29 protein-coding genes are annotated in these 16,992 nt (G+C 52.3%); all 29 read left to right on the top strand.

Annotation, left to right across the window (positions count from 1 at the left end; translation table 11 throughout):
- The first annotated feature begins 1 nt into the window (after nucleotide 1).
- Complete coding sequence (gene rplV, locus KKF06_01990) at nucleotides 2–340, top strand: 50S ribosomal protein L22 (protein MBU1616537.1); 339 nt, start codon at nucleotides 2–4, stop codon at nucleotides 338–340.
- A complete protein-coding gene (gene rpsC, locus KKF06_01995) occupies nucleotides 340–1,017 on the top strand; it encodes a 30S ribosomal protein S3 (GenBank protein ID MBU1616538.1) in 678 nt (225 codons plus the stop codon). The genes rplV and rpsC overlap by 1 nt, the downstream gene beginning before the upstream one ends.
- A complete protein-coding gene (gene rplP / locus KKF06_02000; GenBank protein ID MBU1616539.1) occupies nucleotides 986–1,396 on the top strand; it encodes a 50S ribosomal protein L16 in 411 nt (136 codons plus the stop codon). Before rpsC ends, rplP begins: the two co-directional genes overlap by 32 nt.
- Entirely contained in the window at nucleotides 1,396–1,614 is a 219-nt protein-coding gene (rpmC, locus tag KKF06_02005; protein MBU1616540.1) for a 50S ribosomal protein L29, read from the top strand. The genes rplP and rpmC overlap by 1 nt, the downstream gene beginning before the upstream one ends.
- Entirely contained in the window at nucleotides 1,614–1,874 is a 261-nt protein-coding gene (gene rpsQ / locus KKF06_02010) for a 30S ribosomal protein S17 (GenBank protein ID MBU1616541.1), read from the top strand. The genes rpmC and rpsQ overlap by 1 nt, the downstream gene beginning before the upstream one ends.
- A complete protein-coding gene (gene rplN, locus KKF06_02015) occupies nucleotides 1,858–2,226 on the top strand; it encodes a 50S ribosomal protein L14 (GenBank protein ID MBU1616542.1) in 369 nt (122 codons plus the stop codon). Before rpsQ ends, rplN begins: the two co-directional genes overlap by 17 nt.
- A gap of 11 nt (nucleotides 2,227–2,237) precedes the next feature.
- Nucleotides 2,238–2,558, top strand: a complete 321-nt coding sequence (rplX, locus tag KKF06_02020) for a 50S ribosomal protein L24 (GenBank protein ID MBU1616543.1) — start codon at nucleotides 2,238–2,240, stop codon at nucleotides 2,556–2,558.
- Nucleotides 2,559–2,562: 4 nt separating this feature from the next.
- Complete coding sequence (gene rplE, locus KKF06_02025; GenBank protein MBU1616544.1) at nucleotides 2,563–3,111, top strand: 50S ribosomal protein L5; 549 nt, start codon at nucleotides 2,563–2,565, stop codon at nucleotides 3,109–3,111.
- 12 nt (nucleotides 3,112–3,123) lie between these two features.
- The gene (locus KKF06_02030) at nucleotides 3,124–3,309 is read left to right on the top strand and encodes a type Z 30S ribosomal protein S14 (protein MBU1616545.1); all 186 of its coding nucleotides are present in this window, start codon (nucleotides 3,124–3,126) and stop codon (nucleotides 3,307–3,309) included.
- 18 nt (nucleotides 3,310–3,327) lie between these two features.
- Nucleotides 3,328–3,717 carry a 30S ribosomal protein S8 gene (gene rpsH, locus KKF06_02035; GenBank protein MBU1616546.1) on the top strand — a complete coding sequence of 130 codons (390 nt, stop codon included), beginning with the start codon at nucleotides 3,328–3,330 and terminating at the stop codon, nucleotides 3,715–3,717.
- 10 nt (nucleotides 3,718–3,727) lie between these two features.
- A complete protein-coding gene (rplF, locus tag KKF06_02040) occupies nucleotides 3,728–4,285 on the top strand; it encodes a 50S ribosomal protein L6 (GenBank protein ID MBU1616547.1) in 558 nt (185 codons plus the stop codon).
- Nucleotides 4,286–4,288: 3 nt separating this feature from the next.
- A complete protein-coding gene (rplR, locus tag KKF06_02045; GenBank protein ID MBU1616548.1) occupies nucleotides 4,289–4,606 on the top strand; it encodes a 50S ribosomal protein L18 in 318 nt (105 codons plus the stop codon).
- A gap of 1 nt (nucleotide 4,607) precedes the next feature.
- Nucleotides 4,608–5,114 carry a 30S ribosomal protein S5 gene (gene rpsE, locus KKF06_02050; protein ID MBU1616549.1) on the top strand — a complete coding sequence of 169 codons (507 nt, stop codon included), beginning with the start codon at nucleotides 4,608–4,610 and terminating at the stop codon, nucleotides 5,112–5,114.
- Nucleotides 5,098–5,493, top strand: coding sequence for a 50S ribosomal protein L15 (gene rplO / locus KKF06_02055; protein MBU1616550.1), 396 nt, complete (start codon nucleotides 5,098–5,100; stop codon nucleotides 5,491–5,493). Before rpsE ends, rplO begins: the two co-directional genes overlap by 17 nt.
- Nucleotides 5,486–6,748: a preprotein translocase subunit SecY gene (gene secY, locus KKF06_02060; GenBank protein MBU1616551.1), complete on the top strand. Its 1,263-nt coding sequence runs from the start codon at nucleotides 5,486–5,488 to the stop codon at nucleotides 6,746–6,748. The genes rplO and secY overlap by 8 nt, the downstream gene beginning before the upstream one ends.
- Nucleotides 6,745–7,401: an adenylate kinase gene (locus KKF06_02065; GenBank protein ID MBU1616552.1), complete on the top strand. Its 657-nt coding sequence runs from the start codon at nucleotides 6,745–6,747 to the stop codon at nucleotides 7,399–7,401. The genes secY and KKF06_02065 overlap by 4 nt, the downstream gene beginning before the upstream one ends.
- Complete coding sequence (gene map / locus KKF06_02070) at nucleotides 7,401–8,153, top strand: type I methionyl aminopeptidase (GenBank protein ID MBU1616553.1); 753 nt, start codon at nucleotides 7,401–7,403, stop codon at nucleotides 8,151–8,153. Before KKF06_02065 ends, map begins: the two co-directional genes overlap by 1 nt.
- A complete protein-coding gene (gene infA / locus KKF06_02075; GenBank protein ID MBU1616554.1) occupies nucleotides 8,147–8,368 on the top strand; it encodes a translation initiation factor IF-1 in 222 nt (73 codons plus the stop codon). The genes map and infA overlap by 7 nt, the downstream gene beginning before the upstream one ends.
- 14 nt (nucleotides 8,369–8,382) lie before the next feature.
- Complete coding sequence (gene rpmJ, locus KKF06_02080) at nucleotides 8,383–8,496, top strand: 50S ribosomal protein L36 (protein ID MBU1616555.1); 114 nt, start codon at nucleotides 8,383–8,385, stop codon at nucleotides 8,494–8,496.
- 15 nt (nucleotides 8,497–8,511) lie between these two features.
- Nucleotides 8,512–8,892: a 30S ribosomal protein S13 gene (gene rpsM, locus KKF06_02085; protein ID MBU1616556.1), complete on the top strand. Its 381-nt coding sequence runs from the start codon at nucleotides 8,512–8,514 to the stop codon at nucleotides 8,890–8,892.
- Nucleotides 8,893–8,895: 3 nt separating this feature from the next.
- Complete coding sequence (gene rpsK / locus KKF06_02090) at nucleotides 8,896–9,300, top strand: 30S ribosomal protein S11 (GenBank protein ID MBU1616557.1); 405 nt, start codon at nucleotides 8,896–8,898, stop codon at nucleotides 9,298–9,300.
- Nucleotides 9,300–9,917: a 30S ribosomal protein S4 gene (gene rpsD / locus KKF06_02095; GenBank protein MBU1616558.1), complete on the top strand. Its 618-nt coding sequence runs from the start codon at nucleotides 9,300–9,302 to the stop codon at nucleotides 9,915–9,917. Before rpsK ends, rpsD begins: the two co-directional genes overlap by 1 nt.
- Nucleotides 9,918–9,942: 25 nt before the next feature.
- Entirely contained in the window at nucleotides 9,943–10,890 is a 948-nt protein-coding gene (locus KKF06_02100) for a DNA-directed RNA polymerase subunit alpha (protein MBU1616559.1), read from the top strand.
- Nucleotides 10,887–11,237, top strand: a complete 351-nt coding sequence (rplQ, locus tag KKF06_02105) for a 50S ribosomal protein L17 (GenBank protein ID MBU1616560.1) — start codon at nucleotides 10,887–10,889, stop codon at nucleotides 11,235–11,237. Before KKF06_02100 ends, rplQ begins: the two co-directional genes overlap by 4 nt.
- 11 nt (nucleotides 11,238–11,248) lie before the next feature.
- On the top strand, nucleotides 11,249–11,680 hold the full coding sequence (gene rplM / locus KKF06_02110; GenBank protein ID MBU1616561.1) for a 50S ribosomal protein L13: 432 nt from the start codon (nucleotides 11,249–11,251) through the stop codon (nucleotides 11,678–11,680).
- Nucleotides 11,681–11,686: 6 nt separating this feature from the next.
- Entirely contained in the window at nucleotides 11,687–12,214 is a 528-nt protein-coding gene (gene rpsI / locus KKF06_02115) for a 30S ribosomal protein S9 (protein MBU1616562.1), read from the top strand.
- Nucleotides 12,215–12,277: 63 nt separating this feature from the next.
- Nucleotides 12,278–12,580 carry a hypothetical protein gene (locus tag KKF06_02120; protein MBU1616563.1) on the top strand — a complete coding sequence of 101 codons (303 nt, stop codon included), beginning with the start codon at nucleotides 12,278–12,280 and terminating at the stop codon, nucleotides 12,578–12,580.
- 110 nt (nucleotides 12,581–12,690) lie between these two features.
- Nucleotides 12,691–14,043, top strand: coding sequence for a DUF2779 domain-containing protein (locus KKF06_02125; protein ID MBU1616564.1), 1,353 nt, complete (start codon nucleotides 12,691–12,693; stop codon nucleotides 14,041–14,043).
- A 111-nt stretch (nucleotides 14,044–14,154) separates the two neighbouring features.
- Nucleotides 14,155–16,992 (top strand): DUF1565 domain-containing protein (locus KKF06_02130; GenBank protein MBU1616565.1); only part of this gene is annotated, 2,838 nt, incomplete at its 3' end.

Raw genomic sequence — 16,992 nt, forward strand, 5'->3', positions numbered from 1 at the left:
TATGGTTAACGTAAAAGCCAGATCAAAATGGGTCAGGAGTTCTCCCCGCAAGATCATGCGGGTGATGGACGAAGTTCGCGGAAAATCGGTCGCCGAAGCGATTGCCTTGCTCCGGTTCATGCCGCAAAAAGCGGCGCGGGTGCTGGAAAAGACCGTGCTGTCGGCGGTCGCCAACGCCAGGAATAATTACAAGATGGATGAATCAAAATTAGTGCTGGGAGAAGTTTTCGTGACCAAGGGTTTTGTGATGAAGCGGTTCCAGCCGCGCGCGCGCGGCCGGGCTTTCCCGATCCAAAAGAGAACAAGTCATGTTACTGTCTCCGTGCAGGAGGGGAAATAATGGGTCAAAAGGTCCACCCAAAAGGTTTGCGGCTCGGGATCATCGAAGAGTGGGATAGCGTTTGGTACGCCGATGATCAAAGCTTCAAGAAACTGCTTCAGGAAGATATTGAGCTTAGGAGCTACCTGAAAAATTTACTTTACAAAGCGGGGATCTCCCGGATCAAGATCTTGCGGAAAGCCAACCAGATCGAAGTTGATCTTTACACCGCCAAGCCGGGTTTGATCATTGGCAAGGGGGGGAAAGAAGTTGCCGCCCTGCGTGAACAGTTGATCAAAAAAGTCGGCAAACAGGTCCAGCTTAACGTTCACGAGGAATCAAACCCTGATTCCTGCGCGATCTTGATGGCTGAAAACATTGCGCAGCAGCTGGAAAAACGCATTTCCTTCCGCCGGGCGATGAAGCAGGGGGTTTCCAGATCATTGCGCGCCGGTTCCAAAGGGATCAAGATCATGTGCGGCGGCCGGCTTGACGGCTCCGAGATCGCCAGAAGCGAATGGTACCGCAACGGCCGGGTGCCGCTGCAAACTCTGCGCGCCAGGATCGATTATGGTTTTGCCGAGGCGATGACCATGTACGGGAAGATCGGCATTAAAGTTTGGATCTACAAGGGTGAAGTTTTACCGCCGGCAAAGGAGACCAAGAGTGGGCCTAATACCATCGAAGCAAAAGTTTAGGAAACACCAGCGCCGCCGGCTGAAAGGCTGTGCGTCGCGGGGAAATACCCTGCATTACGGCGAGTTCGGGCTGCAGTCCGAAGAGTGCGTCTATTTGACGACCAACCAGATCGAATCGGCCAGAAAAGCGATGACCCACTTCTTTAAAAGAGGGGGAAAGATCTGGCTTAGGGTTTGCGCCGACAAAGTTGTCACCGCCCGGGCGGCTGAGACCAGAATGGGTGGAGGCAAAGGGGCGCCGGTCAAATTTGTGGTGCCGATCAAACGGGGCCACATTATTTTTGAAATTGCCGGGGTTAGCCTGGAAGACGCGAAACAAGCCTTTACTTTGGCCAGCTACAAGCTCCCCATGGCGGTTAAACTAGTGGTGAAGCAATAATGAATACCAAAGAATTACGCGAACTGACGATAAACGAGCTGGTCAAGAAGGTTTCTGACCTTCGGCGGGAGCTATTTAACCTGCGGCTCCAAAAATCAAACCAGCAGGTCAAGAATCCCCTGAAACAGAGGGAGCTGCGCCGGACGATCGCCAGGGTCTTGACGATCACCGCTCAAAAGAAAAATGTCCAACCGGTCAAATCCAAGGAGGCTAAATAGTGGAAAGAGGGAATCCCAAAGTCAGACAAGGGGTCGTGGTCAGCGACAAGATGCAGAAGACCGTGGTTGTTAAAGTTGAACGGGTTTTCCGGCATCCGAAATATCATAAGATAATCCGGACGGCGAAAAACTTCAAAGCGCATGATGAGCAAAATCAGTGCAAAGCCGGCGACCTTGTGGAGATCATGGAAACAAGGCCGATCTCCAAGGATAAACGGTGGCGCGTAGTCAGGAGGGTTAACGTTGATTCAGCCGCGTAGTATATGTAAAGTTGCCGACAACAGCGGGGCCCGGACCGTTATGATCATTAGATGCCTCGGGGGATCTAACCGCAAGTTTTCCGAAATTGGCGATATGGTTGTTGCGGTGGTCAAAGAGGTCCTGCCGAACATGACCGTCAAAGACGGCGAGATCGTCAACGCGGTAGTGGTCAGGACCAAGAAGAAGCGCCGCCGGAGCGACGGGTCCTTTGTTTGTTTCGACGATAACGCTGTCGTGATCGTGGCGAAAGACAAAAATCCCCGCGGCACCAGGGTGTTCGGCCCGATCGCCAGGGAATTGCGAGAGAGAGACTACATGAAGATCATTTCTCTGGCTCCGGAAGTGGTGTAAAGGTGAAAAAAATGGCAAATACCAGAATAAAAAAAGGCGATACGATCATTATGCTTTCCGGCAAGAACAAAGGAAAGAAGGGAAAGGTCATTAAGGTTTTTCCGGAGAAGATGACGATCGTTGTGGAAGGGATCAACGTGGCCAAGCGCCATCAGAAGCCGATGCAAAAGAGCCCGGGAGGCATTATTGATAAAGCGCTTCCATTTGCCGTGTCAAAGGCGATCCTGGTCTGTCCGCGCTGTGGCAAGCCGACCCGGATCTCGGTCACCAATATCGATGGAAAGAACCGGCGGACTTGCCGGAAATGCAAAGAAATAATGGACAAGGTATAAGAACATGAAAGATCTGCAGCAGGAATATCAAAAACATATCATTAAAAAGCTCCAAGACAAGCACAAATATGCCAACGTCATGTCGATACCGCGGCTGAAAAAGGTCGTGATCAATCGCGGCGTCGGTGAGGCGCGCGAAAATGCCAAAGCGATCGATGTTTCGGCGGCGGAGCTCTCCAGCATAGTCGGCCAGAAACCGCTTATCATCAACAGCAAGAAGGCGATCGCCGCGTTCAAGCTCAAGGGGAATATTCCCATCGGTTTGAAGGTCACGCTTCGCGGCAAGCGGATGTGGCAGTTCCTGAACAAATTGATCAGTATTTCTTTGCCAAAGATCCGTGATTTTAAAGGGGTTAATCCCAAGTCGTTCGATGGCCGGGGAAATTATTCCCTTGGGATCAAGGAACAGTTGATCTTCCCGGAAGTTGATTATAACAAGGTTGACGCGGTTCGGGGAATGGATATTACATTTGTGACCACGGCGAAGACCGATGCCGAGGCCAGGGACCTGCTGGAAGCATTTGGCATCCCATTCCGGACCCATGACGCGTAAGAGGAGAAAATGATGGCGAAAAAATGTTGGCTTGAAAGATTAAAGCGCGAGCCGAAGTTCTCGACCAGGACGGTCCACCGCTGTTTCATGTGCGGTAGGCGCCGGGCCTACATCAGGAAGTTCGGTTTGTGCCGCATGTGCTTTAGAAAAATGGCCCACCAGGGACAGATCCCCGGCGTGGTCAAATCAAGCTGGTAATTAAAGGAGTAATTGTCAATGGATCCAATAGCTGATTTGTTAGTCAGGGTAAATAACGCGATCAAAGTCAAAAAAGAGGCGGTCGATATTCCTCATTCCAGCGTCAAAGAAGGGATCGTCAAGATCCTGCAGGAAGAGGGATTCGTCGGCAAATTTGACATTGTCGCCAGGATGAACAAGAAGGTTTTGCGGGTTGCCTTGAAATACAATGAAAACCGCAAGAGCCCGATCGTCGGGGTCAAGCGGATCAGCACTCCCGGCCGCCGGGTCTATGTCGGCAGCCAGGCCATTCCGCGGGTCCAGTCCGGTTTCGGGCTGGCAATTATTTCTACCCCAAAAGGGTTAATGACCGACGACAACGCCCGCCGGCAGAAGATCGGCGGCGAAGTCTTGTGTTTCGTTTGGTAGGGAGAAAAAAATGGGAAGAATAGGTAAACGAATATTGGAAGTTCCCAAAGGGGTTGAGATCAAACTCGCTCCTGATGGGACTATCAGCGCCAAAGGCCCCAAAGGGACCATTGCTTTTGTGATGAAGCCGGTCGTTAAAGTTGAGATCGATAACGGCAAGCTCACCACGGTTTTGGCTTCGACCGATCGACAGGCGCTGGCGATCCAGGGCCTCTACAACAGCATGATCGAGAATATGATCACCGGAGTGACCAAAGGGTTTGAAAAGGAACTTGACCTGGTCGGGGTCGGATATCGTGCCACGATGGCGGGGAAAAAGCTGCAGTTGCAGCTTGGCTACTCCCATCCGGTCGAGTTTGAGCCGCCCCAGGGTATTGATTTTGAGGTTCAGGGGGGGACCCGGGTCAGGGTCAAAGGGATCGACGCGCAAAAAGTAGGACAGATCGCCGCGGAGATCAGGCTGACCAGAAAAGTTGAACCTTATAAAGGAAAAGGGATCCGCTACGTTGGCGAAAAAGTCAGGCGTAAGGCCGGTAAAGCGGCCAAGGCGACCTCGGGAGGCAAGTAGAAAATGGCGATCAGAAAAAAGAAAGTATTTGGGACTATGGAGCGGCCGCGATTATCAGTTTTTCGCGGGATCAGGAATATCCATGCCCAGGTCATTGTCGATAGCGAAAGCCGGACCCTGGTTTCCGCTTCGACGGTTGAAAAAGGGCTCATCAAGAACGGCGGCAATCTTGCCGCGGCCAAAAAGATCGGGAGCTTGATCGCCGAGCGGGCGAAAGCCAAAGGGATCAAGCGGGTGGTCTTTGACCGTGGTTCGTTCATTTATCACGGCAGAGTCAAGGCTCTGGCCGACGCGGCTCGAGAAGGAGGACTGGAATTCTAATATGAGACCTCAAGACAGGGATTCTGAATTTAAAGAAAAGGTTGTCAGCATTGCCCGGGTTACCAAGGTCGTTAAAGGGGGCAAAAAAATGGGCTTCCGGGCCGTTGTCGTTGTTGGCGATATGAAGAACCGGGTCGGCCTGGGGATCGGGAAAGCGGCGGAAGTTTCGGCCGCGATCCGCAAAGGGGTTGAAGCGGCCAAAAGAGGGATCACCTCGGTGCCGATCATCAACGGTTCTATTCCCCATGACGTTCACGGTAAATTTTCGGCCAGCAAAGTGGTGCTCCGCCCGGCGCCGCGGGGGACCGGCGTTATTGCCGGAGGGTCGGTCAGGACGATCCTGGAATTAGCCGGGGTTAAAAATATCGTCGCCAAAAAAATTGGCTCGGCCAATTCGATCAATGTCGCCAGAGCAACGCTTAACGGGCTTAGCCTTCTCAAGCGGCTCGAAGCAATCACCCAGGAAAGAGGAAAGGAACCAAACGTAAAATATGTTAAATCTGAGTAATTTGCGGCCCCAGACGGGCTCAAAGAAAAGAAAAAAACGGGTCGGCCGCGGGACCAGCTCCGGACTTGGCAAAACTTGCGGCCGGGGACACAAGGGCCAGACCAGCCGTTCCGGCGGGACCAAGGGATCACGCTTTGAAGGGGGACAAACCCCGCTTTACCGCCGTTTGCCAAAACGCGGCTTCAAGAACCATCCGTTCCGGGTCGTTTACCAGGTGTTCAACCTGTTCGAATTGGATAAAGCGAAGAAAGCGACCGGATTGATCAAGATCCTCGGTTCCGGCGAAGTGACCGGGCCGGTCGAGGTCAAAGCTCACAAGGTCAGCGCCACGGCCAGAAAGAAGATCGAAGCGGCCGGCGGGAAAATAATTAATGCTTAATTTTGTTTCCGGTTTGGTCAACATTGCCGATCTGAGAAAAAAGTTTTTGTTCACGATCGGGATGATCGTTCTGTTCCGGGTCGGGGTCCATGTCCCGGTCCCGGGGATCGATACGGTCAAGCTGCAGCATCTGTTTGGCGGAGGCAATATCCTTGGTTTCCTGGACCTGTTCACCGGTGGAGCGTTCATGCGATTCTCGCTTTTTGCGATGGGGATCGTTCCTTACATCAACGCTTCGATCATCATGCAGCTGATGCAGGTCGTTGTCCCCCAGCTCGAAGAGCTGGCCAAAGAAGGGGACTCCGGACGCAAGCAGATCGCGAGTTATACTCGATATTTAACGGTCGTTCTGGCCGCCTTTCAGTCTTTCGGTATGTCCTTCTGGCTGCGGGGGGTCATGGTTGACGGCTACAGTTTCGGTCTTTTCCTGCTGGGAACGGTTGTTTCCCTGACCGCAGGCAGTACCTTGGTAATGTGGTTTGGCGAATTGATCACTGAACGCGGGATCGGCAACGGGGCTTCGGTCCTGATCTTTGTCGGTATCGTCTCCCGGATCCCGACCTATATCGGACAGACGGTGACCCTGGTCAGGGGTGGAGCTTCATTTTTTGGCGTGATCGTCCTTCTGGCCGCCTTTTTGGTGATGATCGTGGCTATCGTGCTGGTCCAGGAGGCGCAGCGCCGGATCCCGGTGCAGTATGCCAAGAGGATCATTGGCCGGAAGATGTACGGCGGGCAGTCTACCTACATTCCGATGAGGATCAATCAGGGTGGGGTGATCCCGATCATTTTTGCTTCTTCGGTCCTGCTCTTTCCGGCGACCGTGGCTCAGTTCATCCCGAATCCGGTCGTGCAAAAGCTGGTCCAGATGATCTCGCCGTCAGGAAGTTTGTATATGGTATTTTACTTTATCCTGATCTTTTTCTTTACTTACTTTTATACGGCGATCACGTTCAATCCGAACGACCTGGCCGAGAACATCAAGAAATACGGCGGATTTGTTCTGGGGATCAGGCCGGGCAAGCCGACCGCCCAGTATCTGGAATACGTTATTACCAGGCTGACCCTGGTCGGTGCCCTTTTCCTGTCGCTGGTCGCGGTCATTCCGACAATTGTCGAGAGCCTGACCCACGTGACTTCGTTCCAGGGGCTGGGGGCGACCGCGCTGCTGATCATGGTTGGCGTGGCTCTTGACCTGGTCAGGCAGATCCAGACCCATTTGGTGTCGCGTCAATATGAAGGGATAATCGCATGATCTTAGTTTTACTTGGACCGCCCGGATCGGGCAAAGGGACCCAGGCCAAATTGATCGCCGAGGCGAAGAAACTGCCTCACATCTCTTTGGGGGACCTGTTGCGCGAAGAGGTCCGCGGCGAGACCGAGATCGGTAAAAAAGCGAAAGAGTTTATGGACTCGGGCAAACTGGTGCCTGACGAATTGACCATCGAACTGGCTAGAAAAAGAGTTAGCCGGCCCGATTGTCAGATCGGCTTTATTATGGACGGATTTCCCCGTTCAGCGGCCCAGGCGGAAGCGTTTGACCAGATGCTGAGGGAACTGGACCGTTCGATCGATTTTGTTTTGTACTTTAAGATCTCTCAGGAAGAGGTGGTCAGCCGGCTTTCCGGGAGGCGGAGCTGCAAAGATTGCGGCGCCGTTTATCATTTGGAGCACAGCCCGCCAAAAGTTTCCGGCAGGTGCGACTCTTGCGGCGGCGAACTTATCCTGCGCAAAGACGATGATCAGGGAGTGATCAGGACCAGGTTTGAAGTTTACGACAAGTCAACCAGACCGTTGGTCGATTATTACGGGAAGACCGGAAAAATGGTGGAAATTGACGCTTCTCTGCCGATCGAAAAAGCGTTCAATAACGTGCTCAAGATCCTGGCAAATGCCACTGCTCTTTGATGTCGAAAATATCGATAAAAACTGATCAAGAGATCAAGTTGATGCGGGAAGCTGGCCGGATCGCGGCGGAAGCGCTGGCGGTATTGAAAAAAAACCTGCGGGCCGGCTTGACTACTTCAGAGCTGGACGCGGCAGGCGAAGATTTGATCCGCGGTCGGGGGGCGGAGCCGGTGTTCAAAGGATATCGGGGTTATCGGCACGCGACCTGTATCTCGGTCAATTCTGAAGTGGTCCATGGGATCCCCGGCGGCCGGCTTATCAAAGATGGCGACATTGTCAGCATTGACGTTGGAGTCAGGTACAAGGGTTTTTGCGGAGATAACGCGGCGACTTTTCCGGTTGGAACGGTTTCCAGCAAAGCGACAAAGCTGCTGCGGGCCGGTAAAGAAGCGCTTGCGGCGGGGATCAAACAGGCCAGAGTCGGCCGGCGGTTGGGAGATCTTTCCCACGCGATCCAAAAAGTCAGCGAGAAGCAGGGGTTTTCCGTGGTCAGGGAACTTTACGGACATGGGATCGGACGGGACCTGCACGAAGATCCGCTGATCCCTAATTTTGGCTTTCCCGGAGAGGGGATCCACCTGCAGGCTGGAATGATCATCGCGATCGAGCCGATGCTCAATACCGGGAGCTGGCGGATCAGGACTTTAGACGATGGCTGGACAGTGGTTACCGAAGACGGTGGGCTCTCAAGTCATTTCGAGCACACGGTATTGATCACCAGCGGTGATCCGGAGATATTGACACTATGGTAAAAGATAAAGACGTAATTGAGCTGGAAGGAGAGGTAACGGAGGCTTTGCCGAGCGCTCTTTTCAGGGTGAAGATCGAGACGGGCCAGCTGATCCTGGCCCATGTTTCGGGCAAGATCCGAAAGAATTATATTCGGATCCTTCCCGGCGACAAAGTTCGGCTCGAGCTCTCGCCGTATGATTTGACCAGGGGAAGGATCACTTACCGTTTAAAGTAAGTGGGGAGAAAAAAATGAAAGTAAGATCGTCAGTTAAAAAAATATGCGACAAATGCAAGATCGTCCGCCGGCGGGGCCGGGTTTACGTCCTGTGCGAAAACCCGAAGCACAAGCAGCGGCAAGGTTAATAAAAGGAGGAATAGATGGCACGTCTCATTGGTATCGATCTGCCGGCGAATAAAAGGATTGTTATTGGCTTGACATATATTTACGGGATCGGGGAGACCCTTAGCCAGGAGATCCTGGCTAAAGCGAAGATCGACCCTGAAATGAAGGTTAAGGACATGACCGACTCTGAAATTGTCGCGATCCGCGACGTTTTAAAGGATTACCGTCTTGAAGGGGACCTCCGCAAGGATATCTCCATGCACATCAAACGATTGATCGACATCGGTTCCTACCGCGGCTCGCGCCATCGCAAAGGGCTGCCGGTCCGCGGCCAGCGGACCAGGACCAACGGCCGGACCCGCCGCGGGAAGAGAAAGACCGTCGGGCTCGGAAAGAAAAAGGAGGAAAAGACATAAACCATGGAAGAAGCAGCTGCTAAACCTAAAGCGCCAAAGAAAAAGAAAGATAAACGCAAGGTCCCCTCTGTCGGGGTGGCTCACATTCAGGCGACATTTAACAACACGATCGTTTCTATTACCGACACCCATGGCGCTATTGTCTCCTGGTCATCGGCTGGCGCCAACGGCTTTAAAGGGACCAAAAAGGGAACTCCGTTCGCGGCTTCAGCCGCCGCCGAAAAAGCTGCCGCTAAAGCGATCGAGCTTGGCATGCGCGAGGTCAGTGTTCTGGTCAAGGGGCCGGGTTCGGGCCGGGAAACGGCGATCCGCTCTTTGCAGGGGGCCGGCCTTGAGATCAGTTCAATTAAAGACGTGACCCCAATCCCGCACAACGGGTGCCGCCCTCCCAAGAGGAGGAGAGTCTAATGGGAAGACACATTGAAGCAAAATGCAAACTCTGCCGCAGGGAAGGAGAAAAGCTTTTCCTGAAAGGTGAAAAATGCTACACCGAGAAGTGCCCGTATTCGCGGCGCTCTTACCCCCCTGGACAGCACGGGAAGCTCCCGGCCCGCGTTTCTGAATACCAGATCCGGTTGCGCGAGAAACAGAAAACCCGCCGCATCTACGGCTTGACCGAGGGGCAGTTTGCCGGATATTTTGAAAAAGCGTCCAAACGTAAAGGGGTGACCGGCGAACAGCTGCTGCAGTATCTGGAGCGGCGGCTGGACAACGTGGTCTATCGCCTTGGTTTTACCACTTCCCGGCAGGCGGCGCGGCAGATGGTCCGCAACGGCGGGATCCTGGTTAACGACAAAAAAGTAAATATCCCTTCATTTTCCGTGAAGATCGGTGAAGTGATCAGGGTCAGCCCGAAGATCGTAAAACTGGCGAAAGAAGCGCTCGAGAAGTTCCCTGACAAGGTGACCCCAAAGTGGCTCTCCTTGTCCGGTGAGGCGGAGGGGAAGATCGTAGCCCTGCCGACCAGGGACGAAGTCGACGCGGCGATCGCCGAAAATCTTATCGTTGAGTATTATTCACGGTAAGCGGTTGGTTTAAGGAGGTAAATTAATGGTAACTATTGGAGACAAGCCCTGGGTGAAGCTGGCAGAGGTTACGGATAATTTTGGAAAATTTGTGGTGGAGCCTCTTCCCAGAGGTTACGGACAGACGCTGGGGAATCCCCTGCGGCGCATTCTGCTTTCCTCCCTGCCGGGAGCGGCGGTAACCGCGATCAAGATCGATGGGGTGGCGCATGAATTTTCAACGATGAACGGGGTGACCGAAGATGTTTTGCATATTATTCTGAACTTAAAGGAATTGGTGGTCAAATCCCATTCCGACCAGCCTAAGACCATTACCCTGAAAGCCAAAGGGGCGGGTGAGGTCAAAGCGGGGGATATTGAGCATGACAGTGAGGTCGAGATCGTCAATCCGGACCTGGTCATTGCTACCCTTGATTCGGGTGGCAAGCTGTCAATGGAGATGATCGTCGAGCGGGGACACGGCTATATCTCGTCCCAGCAGAACAAAAAGGCGAGCCTGCCGGTCGGTTTTATCCCGACCGATTCGATCTTTACTCCGGTGACCAAGGTGAACATCGCGACCGAAGAGATCCGCGTCGGCCAGGAGATCAATTATGACCGCCTGGTCCTGACCGTTTGGACCAACGGTAGCATTCGGCCGGACGAAGCGATCAAAGAGAGCGCCAAGATCATGGCCCGCCACATTGACCTGTTTGTGCACGCCGGTGAAAAATCCGAAGCGGCTGCCATGGAATTGGGCGGAAAAGAAGAATCGGCTTCCGGCGTTCTGGAAATGAGCGTGGAAGACCTGGAGTTTTCTTCGCGGTCGCTCAACTGCCTGAAGAAGGCCGGGATCAAGTCGGTTGGCGAACTGATCAATTATTCGGAACCGGAGCTGATGAAGCTGGACAACTTTGGCGAGAAATCGCTGACCGAGGTCCGCGCCCGCCTTTCTGAATACAAACTGCATCTAAAAGGAGAGTCAGGGGAATGAGACACCGGAAAGGGAACAAAAAACTAAGCAAACCGGCCGACCAGCGGCTGGCGATGCTCCGCTCGATCGTCAGGTCGCTTTTTATCTATGGCCACGTTAACGTTACGGTTACCCGGGCCAAAGAAGCCAGGCGGATGGCCGAAAAGCTGATCACCTGCACCAAAACCAACGATCTTTTTGCCCGCCGCAAAGTGGAGAGCGTATTGCACGACCAGTCGGTGGTCACGACTATTTTTAAAACTTTTCCGGAAAGGTTCGAAGGCCGGCCGGGGGGTTATACCCGCATTATCAGGATCGGCCGGCGCCGGGGAGACTCGGCCCCGCTGGCCAGATTGGAACTGGTGTAAGGAAGGAAACCATGAAAAAGAACAATACGATATTTGCCAACAATAAAATGGTCAAGCGGAAATGGTACCGGGTCGACGCCACGGGCAAAGTCCTGGGGCGGCTGGCGACCAAGGTAGCGGTTTACCTGCGCGGCAAGCACAAGACCCTGTATACTCCGCAAACCGATTGCGGTGATTATATCGTCGTGGTCAATGCCGACAAGGTCAGGGTGACCGGCAATAAGCTTGAAGGGAAGACCTATTTTACCCACTCGGGCTATCCTGGGGGGGACAAGACGGTCAGCCTGGAAAAAATGATGCAGACCAAGCCGGAGCAGGTTATCCGCCTGGCAATTACCGGGATGATCCCCCATACCAGGCTTGGCGCGCAGATCGTTAGAAAACTGAAGATCTTTACCAAGACCCCGGCGCAATACGCGAAAATTCCTGAACTTGAGGTGTAAAAAAAGATGAGTGAAACAAAAAAGGCTCCGGTCCATCATAAAAAAGCGACGGCCAAAGGAGAAGAAGGGGCAACTGCTTCCCACGCGGCAGCTTCCCACCATCATTCGCACGCGAAAAAAGAAAAAGTAAAGGTCAATGACGCTTCGGTCAAATATTACGGGACCGGACGCCGCAAAGAAGCGATCGCCAAGGTTTGGCTTGTTCCCGGTAAAGGGAGCATGTCGATCAACGGGAAGAGCCTTTTGGAGTATTTTTGCGGCCGGCGGACCCTGGAATTCAAGATCAACAAACCTTTTGTCGTGACCGGGACCACCGGCAAATACGACGTTATTGTCCGGGTCCTGGGGGGAGGCGTTCCGGCCCAGGCGACCGCGATGAGCCTGGGGATTTCCCGGGCGATGATCATTGCCAACCCGGAATTCAAGGTTTTATTGAAGCGGGAAGGGCTGATGACCCGCGATCCAAGAATGAAGGAACGGAAAAAATACGGCCTCAAGCGCGCCCGCCGCGCCTTCCAGTTCACCAAGCGCTAAAACTTATTTTTCAGGGAGGGATTTGCTATGAGCGGACCGATCGAGAGACATTACGAGGATTTTATGAAACCCAAGAAAGTGGAAGAAGGGGGGCTCATTAAACTTAGCGGATCTTTCCTGCTTGACCATGAGAGTGACCTGATCAACCTGATCAATAATGAAGGAAAGCAAGCGCAAGCGCACGACGCCAAGGCCTGCTTGCTGTCGGTCGAGAAAAAGGACGGGGCGATCTGGGCCAAAACCTCGACCCACAACCTGGCGATGCATATTGGCAAAGCTTTGAACCACGCCTATAAAGGGAAGCACGAGTTCAAATTCCTTGATGGCGAAAAGTTCGTTGAGGTCCTCTGGGAACGCAACGACTGATCCTTAATAAATCGCTTTATAAGGATGGCCTCCGCTGTTTAAAGCTCCTCTGGCATAAATTCCATCATAAACGCGACCTCCCCAAACCCGATCTTTTGCTCCGCTCGATCATGAACGACGGCCGCCGGGTGGAAGAGCTGGCCCGCCGCCTCTATCCAGACGGTATCATGATCAAAAAATGTTTTGAACTTTCCGAAACCGATGCCCTCTCCAGGGAAGCGCTGTTGTTGCGCAAGCCGCTGTTTGAGGCGGGTTTTTTAGTTGAACATGCTTTTGCCAGGGCCGATATCCTCCTCCCGATTGGTGAAGACGAGTGGGAGCTGATCGAGGTCAAAAGCTCGACCGACACCAAGGCGGAGCATTATTACGACGTCGCTTTTCAAAAGTATGTTTACCAAACCGCCGGACTCAAGATCGCCCGCTGTTCCCTGATGCATATCAACCGGGAATATGTTAAACGGGGAGAGCTTGACGTCAAAGCTCTTTTTATAAAAAAAGACCTGGGAGAAAAAGTCGCCGAGATCCTCCCCGAAGTTCCCGAAAATATCGGGGCGATGATCGCTTTGCTGGGAAAAGATGATCTGCCGGCAATTACCCCCGGCCGCCAGTGCGACGAGGTCAGGGAGTGCCCGCTGGAAAAAGAGTGCTGGTCTTTCTTGCCGGCGGAAGGGGATGTTTTTACCCTGCATCGCGGGGCAAAGAGCGCCTTTGAACTTTTTGATCTGGGGGTGCTCGACATTAAAGGGATCCCGGCCAATTTTAATTTGACCGACAAGCAGGCGATCCAGCGGAGAGCGGTCCAGAGCGGCCAACCGCATGTCGACCGGGAAGCGCTTGACCGGTTTTTCGCGAAACTTCATTATCCTCTGTATTTTCTTGATTTTGAGACGATCTCGCCGGTTATTCCGATCTACGACAACTCCAGTCCTTATGAAGAGATCCCCTTCCAGTTTTCCCTGCATGTGATAGAGAAAGAGGGGGGAGAGGCAAAACATTATTCTTTTTTAGCCGATGGCGCGGTCGATCCCCGGCCGGAAGTTTTGCGTCGCCTAAAGGAACTCTTGGGAGACACGGGGACGATCCTGGCTTATTATGCCCAATACGAAATGAAGGTCATAGAACGTTCCTGCCGCGCTTATCCGGAATATGCCGGACATTTCTCGTCGGTCGAAAAAAGGTTCGTCGACCTGCTCGAGGTATTTCAGGACTTTGCTTTTTACCATCCCGGGCAGGAGGGGCGGCTCTCGATCAAAAAAGTCCTGCCGATCTTAACCGGCAGGAGCTACTCCGGGATGCGGATCGAGGACGGCCGGACCGCCAGCGTGGAATATGCCCGGGTCACTTTTGACCCTCAAACTGACCCGGCCGAACGGGCCGAAATCCGTGCCGCGCTTGAGCTCTACTGCCAGCTTGACACCCAGGCGATGATCGATATCCTCTCCGCGTTAAAAAACCTGAAATAGCGACAAAAAATAGCTGTTGCATTCAAAATATCCGCGGTGCTATAATTTCATCACCTAATAACATCATGCCCATAAAAATATGCACTAACTTTGGAGCCTTTATATAAAGAAATGAGGCATAACAAGCGACCGAATAAAAAATGGTTGTTGGGTGCCGTAATCTTTATTACCCTGCTGGTCTTCTCCCTCCCTTCTTTCGCGGCGATTTATTATGTCAAACCAGCCGGTAGTGACAGCAACACTGGTCTTTCAGAAGGACAAGCCTGGCGGACAGTCTACCACGCTTCTCAAAATACAACTTCCGGTGATATCGTTCGGATCCTGTCCGGGACCTATAATACCAGTTCAGGAGAATATTTCCCGATATATGTCCCAACCGGCGTTACCATGGTGAAGTACGGCGGTGGCACGGTCTCAATTGAAGAGTCTGTTGGCAATAACTCGCATACTTTTTGCCTTTACAGCAATTCTCGCCTTGAGGACCTGACTATCGTGAATAATGATGGGGGCTATTATGGAGTATTTTTTTTATATGGGGCCAACGATGTCGCGGTGGTTAATTGTTCAATAGAGGTAAACACGTCAACTTCATACGGTCTTTATGTTTATGGCAATACTAACAGTTTGATTTCTGGTTGCACAATCAGCGGACAGGGATATTACGGCATCAACGTTTATTATTATAATACCAATATAACTGTAGAATCAAATACTATTAACGGCAGTTTTTCTGAAGGTGGAATATATGTCAATTACAACAATACCGGCATAAATCTAAATCATAATAAAATAATTGGTTCCGGCAGTTACGGAATTAATGCTTATCGCTCAAGTTTTGAAATCAGGTTTAATGAGATCAGAGGGTTTGGTTACGGTATATACAGTTATTATTATAGTTCGGGGAACGCCTTCAACAACACGATTATTAAATGTACCAGCCCGATATACCACTACTATAATTACGGCAATTATTTATACGTAAAAAACAATATATTGAGCCGAAACCCTGATGCCGCTGGCGAAAATGATTATGGAGTTTTTAGTTATGGTTTATATTCTTATCAATACACATACCGTCTTACTTCTTCTTATAACAACACTTATGGCAACTACTATTCATACGGCAATGTTTCCTCCGGGACTGGTGATATTCACGTGAATGCCGCGTTTCGAAACACAGCCGCTGATGATTATTATTTAACCGCCAGTTCTGTTTGTCGGGGGGCTGGAGAGGGTGGGGCTGATCTGGGCTGTTATCCTTATGTTGAGCCGGTCACCTTGATTTCACCCAATGGGGGTGAAACCTGGGAAGCAGGTAGCCGGCATCAAATTAGATGGTCGTCTGATGGGGCCAGGACGGAAATTAATTTATACTACACTACCGGGGAAGCTTACCAGGTAATTGCGACCGGTTTGAGCGATACCGGAAGTTATAACTGGCTGATTCCCGACTCGCTCACGTCTTCAGCTAAGGTCAGTATCGAGGGTGTTGGGGTTGGCGGGGATGTCGCGACCAGGGAGAGCGCTACGACCTTTTCTATTGTTTCGGTTTACGATTACCCAAGCGTTGAAGTCTATACCCCGAATGCCGGCAGTAAGGCTGGCGGCGGTTTGCTGTTCAATATTACCTGGCGGGCGACCGATGAAGGGGGGATCGCTGAGATCCAATTGTATTACACGACCGGTGAAGGGTGGCAGACGATCGCGACCGGAGAACAAAACGACGGAATTTATTCCTGGACCGCCCCAATTATTGATACCGGTGAAGCGATTGTGGCTGTCTTGGCCCTTGATGATTCAGCCGCTCATAATGTGGGGAGTGCGGAGAGCGCTTATTTTATTATTGACAGCGCTCCACCATCGGTCCCCAGCTTGGCAACCCCGGCCAACGGAAGCACGACGACCGAAGGAAAACCGACCTTTACCTGGGAAGCAGCGAGTGACAATCTTAGCGGTATCGTCAGCTATGAAGTCATGGTCAATGGTGTTTCTTACGTTGTCGGCAACGTTCTCTCTTATACGCCAGGCGCTAACCTTCCGGACGGGACTATTACCTGGGAAGTCCGGGCCAAAGATGGGGCAGGGAACTGGGGGGGCTGGAGCTCAATTTTTAACTTTACCCATAACGATACCGATCCGCCGGTGGTTGAGGTGCTGGTCCCGGATGGCGGGGAGATCTGGAACGGCCTGGCGACCCATGAGGTCACCTGGACGGCGACCGATGAGAGTGGAATCAGCGAGATCAGGATCAATTACACGATCGGCGATGGTTGGACCTCGATTATTACAAATGAATCCAATGATGGAGTCTACAGCTGGTATCTTCCCGGATTAAACAGCGCCGAAGCTTTGGTCAGTATTGAAGCGTTTGATAATTCCCCTCTCCGCAACCTGGGGACAGCTCAAAGCGCCGATTATTTCACGATCGACAGCCAGCCGCCGTCGGTCCCTGTCCTGGAAGGTCCGGCCAGTGGGGAGGTTTTGGGATTTGCTCCGGAAATCTCCTGGTTTGAATCAACTGATAATTTGAGCGGGGTCGCGGCTTATGAGCTGACCTTTGACGGGGTTGTGGTTGCTACCTTTGACGCTTTCGACCTTTCAACCGGAACGCCGTTTATCCTTGGCGAGCATAGCTGGAAGGTCAGGGCGCAGGACAATGCCGGCAACTGGAGCAATTACAGCGAAACCTGGACCTATACTATTACTTCCGATGTTTTTGTCGACGCGGTCAACGGAAGCGACGGGAATACCGGGACCTCGGAAGCGCAGGCGTGGCAGACCCTGACCAACGCGTTTGACAATGTCGGAGCGGGGCAGAGTGTCTGGGTTAGGGCCGGGTTGTATGACGATGTCGCTCTTGGTGAAAACTTCCCTTTATATATTCCCGACGGAGTGAGAGTTTCATCATATAACAATGAGCCGGTGACGATCGAGGTCAGCGCCGGATAT

The sequence above is a fragment of the Candidatus Margulisiibacteriota bacterium genome, from assembly GCA_018822365.1.
Classification (GTDB): domain Bacteria; phylum Margulisbacteria; class WOR-1; order O2-12-FULL-45-9; family XYB2-FULL-48-7; genus XYB2-FULL-45-9.

What these genes read in the sequence shown, in the direction of transcription:
- secY (MBU1616551.1), top strand. Translation starts at nt 5,486, where the DNA reads ATGCTTAATTTTGTTTCCGGTTTGGTCAACATTGCCGATCTGAGAAAA.
- rplR (MBU1616548.1), top strand. Translation starts at nt 4,289, where the DNA reads ATGGCGATCAGAAAAAAGAAAGTATTTGGGACTATGGAGCGGCCGCGA.
- rpmJ (MBU1616555.1), top strand. Translation starts at nt 8,383, where the DNA reads ATGAAAGTAAGATCGTCAGTTAAAAAAATATGCGACAAATGCAAGATC.
- rplO (MBU1616550.1), top strand. Translation starts at nt 5,098, where the DNA reads ATGTTAAATCTGAGTAATTTGCGGCCCCAGACGGGCTCAAAGAAAAGA.
- rpsC (MBU1616538.1), top strand. Translation starts at nt 340, where the DNA reads ATGGGTCAAAAGGTCCACCCAAAAGGTTTGCGGCTCGGGATCATCGAA.
- rplV (MBU1616537.1), top strand. Translation starts at nt 2, where the DNA reads ATGGTTAACGTAAAAGCCAGATCAAAATGGGTCAGGAGTTCTCCCCGC.
- rplQ (MBU1616560.1), top strand. Translation starts at nt 10,887, where the DNA reads ATGAGACACCGGAAAGGGAACAAAAAACTAAGCAAACCGGCCGACCAG.
- KKF06_02125 (MBU1616564.1), top strand. Translation starts at nt 12,691, where the DNA reads ATGAACGACGGCCGCCGGGTGGAAGAGCTGGCCCGCCGCCTCTATCCA.
- rpsD (MBU1616558.1), top strand. Translation starts at nt 9,300, where the DNA reads ATGGGAAGACACATTGAAGCAAAATGCAAACTCTGCCGCAGGGAAGGA.
- rplM (MBU1616561.1), top strand. Translation starts at nt 11,249, where the DNA reads ATGAAAAAGAACAATACGATATTTGCCAACAATAAAATGGTCAAGCGG.
- KKF06_02100 (MBU1616559.1), top strand. Translation starts at nt 9,943, where the DNA reads ATGGTAACTATTGGAGACAAGCCCTGGGTGAAGCTGGCAGAGGTTACG.
- KKF06_02065 (MBU1616552.1), top strand. Translation starts at nt 6,745, where the DNA reads ATGATCTTAGTTTTACTTGGACCGCCCGGATCGGGCAAAGGGACCCAG.
- rplE (MBU1616544.1), top strand. Translation starts at nt 2,563, where the DNA reads ATGAAAGATCTGCAGCAGGAATATCAAAAACATATCATTAAAAAGCTC.
- KKF06_02120 (MBU1616563.1), top strand. Translation starts at nt 12,278, where the DNA reads ATGAAACCCAAGAAAGTGGAAGAAGGGGGGCTCATTAAACTTAGCGGA.
- rpsE (MBU1616549.1), top strand. Translation starts at nt 4,608, where the DNA reads ATGAGACCTCAAGACAGGGATTCTGAATTTAAAGAAAAGGTTGTCAGC.
- infA (MBU1616554.1), top strand. Translation starts at nt 8,147, where the DNA reads ATGGTAAAAGATAAAGACGTAATTGAGCTGGAAGGAGAGGTAACGGAG.
- map (MBU1616553.1), top strand. Translation starts at nt 7,401, where the DNA reads ATGTCGAAAATATCGATAAAAACTGATCAAGAGATCAAGTTGATGCGG.
- rpsH (MBU1616546.1), top strand. Translation starts at nt 3,328, where the DNA reads ATGGATCCAATAGCTGATTTGTTAGTCAGGGTAAATAACGCGATCAAA.
- rplF (MBU1616547.1), top strand. Translation starts at nt 3,728, where the DNA reads ATGGGAAGAATAGGTAAACGAATATTGGAAGTTCCCAAAGGGGTTGAG.
- rpmC (MBU1616540.1), top strand. Translation starts at nt 1,396, where the DNA reads ATGAATACCAAAGAATTACGCGAACTGACGATAAACGAGCTGGTCAAG.
- rplX (MBU1616543.1), top strand. Translation starts at nt 2,238, where the DNA reads ATGGCAAATACCAGAATAAAAAAAGGCGATACGATCATTATGCTTTCC.
- rpsK (MBU1616557.1), top strand. Translation starts at nt 8,896, where the DNA reads ATGGAAGAAGCAGCTGCTAAACCTAAAGCGCCAAAGAAAAAGAAAGAT.
- rpsI (MBU1616562.1), top strand. Translation starts at nt 11,687, where the DNA reads ATGAGTGAAACAAAAAAGGCTCCGGTCCATCATAAAAAAGCGACGGCC.
- KKF06_02030 (MBU1616545.1), top strand. Translation starts at nt 3,124, where the DNA reads ATGGCGAAAAAATGTTGGCTTGAAAGATTAAAGCGCGAGCCGAAGTTC.
- rpsM (MBU1616556.1), top strand. Translation starts at nt 8,512, where the DNA reads ATGGCACGTCTCATTGGTATCGATCTGCCGGCGAATAAAAGGATTGTT.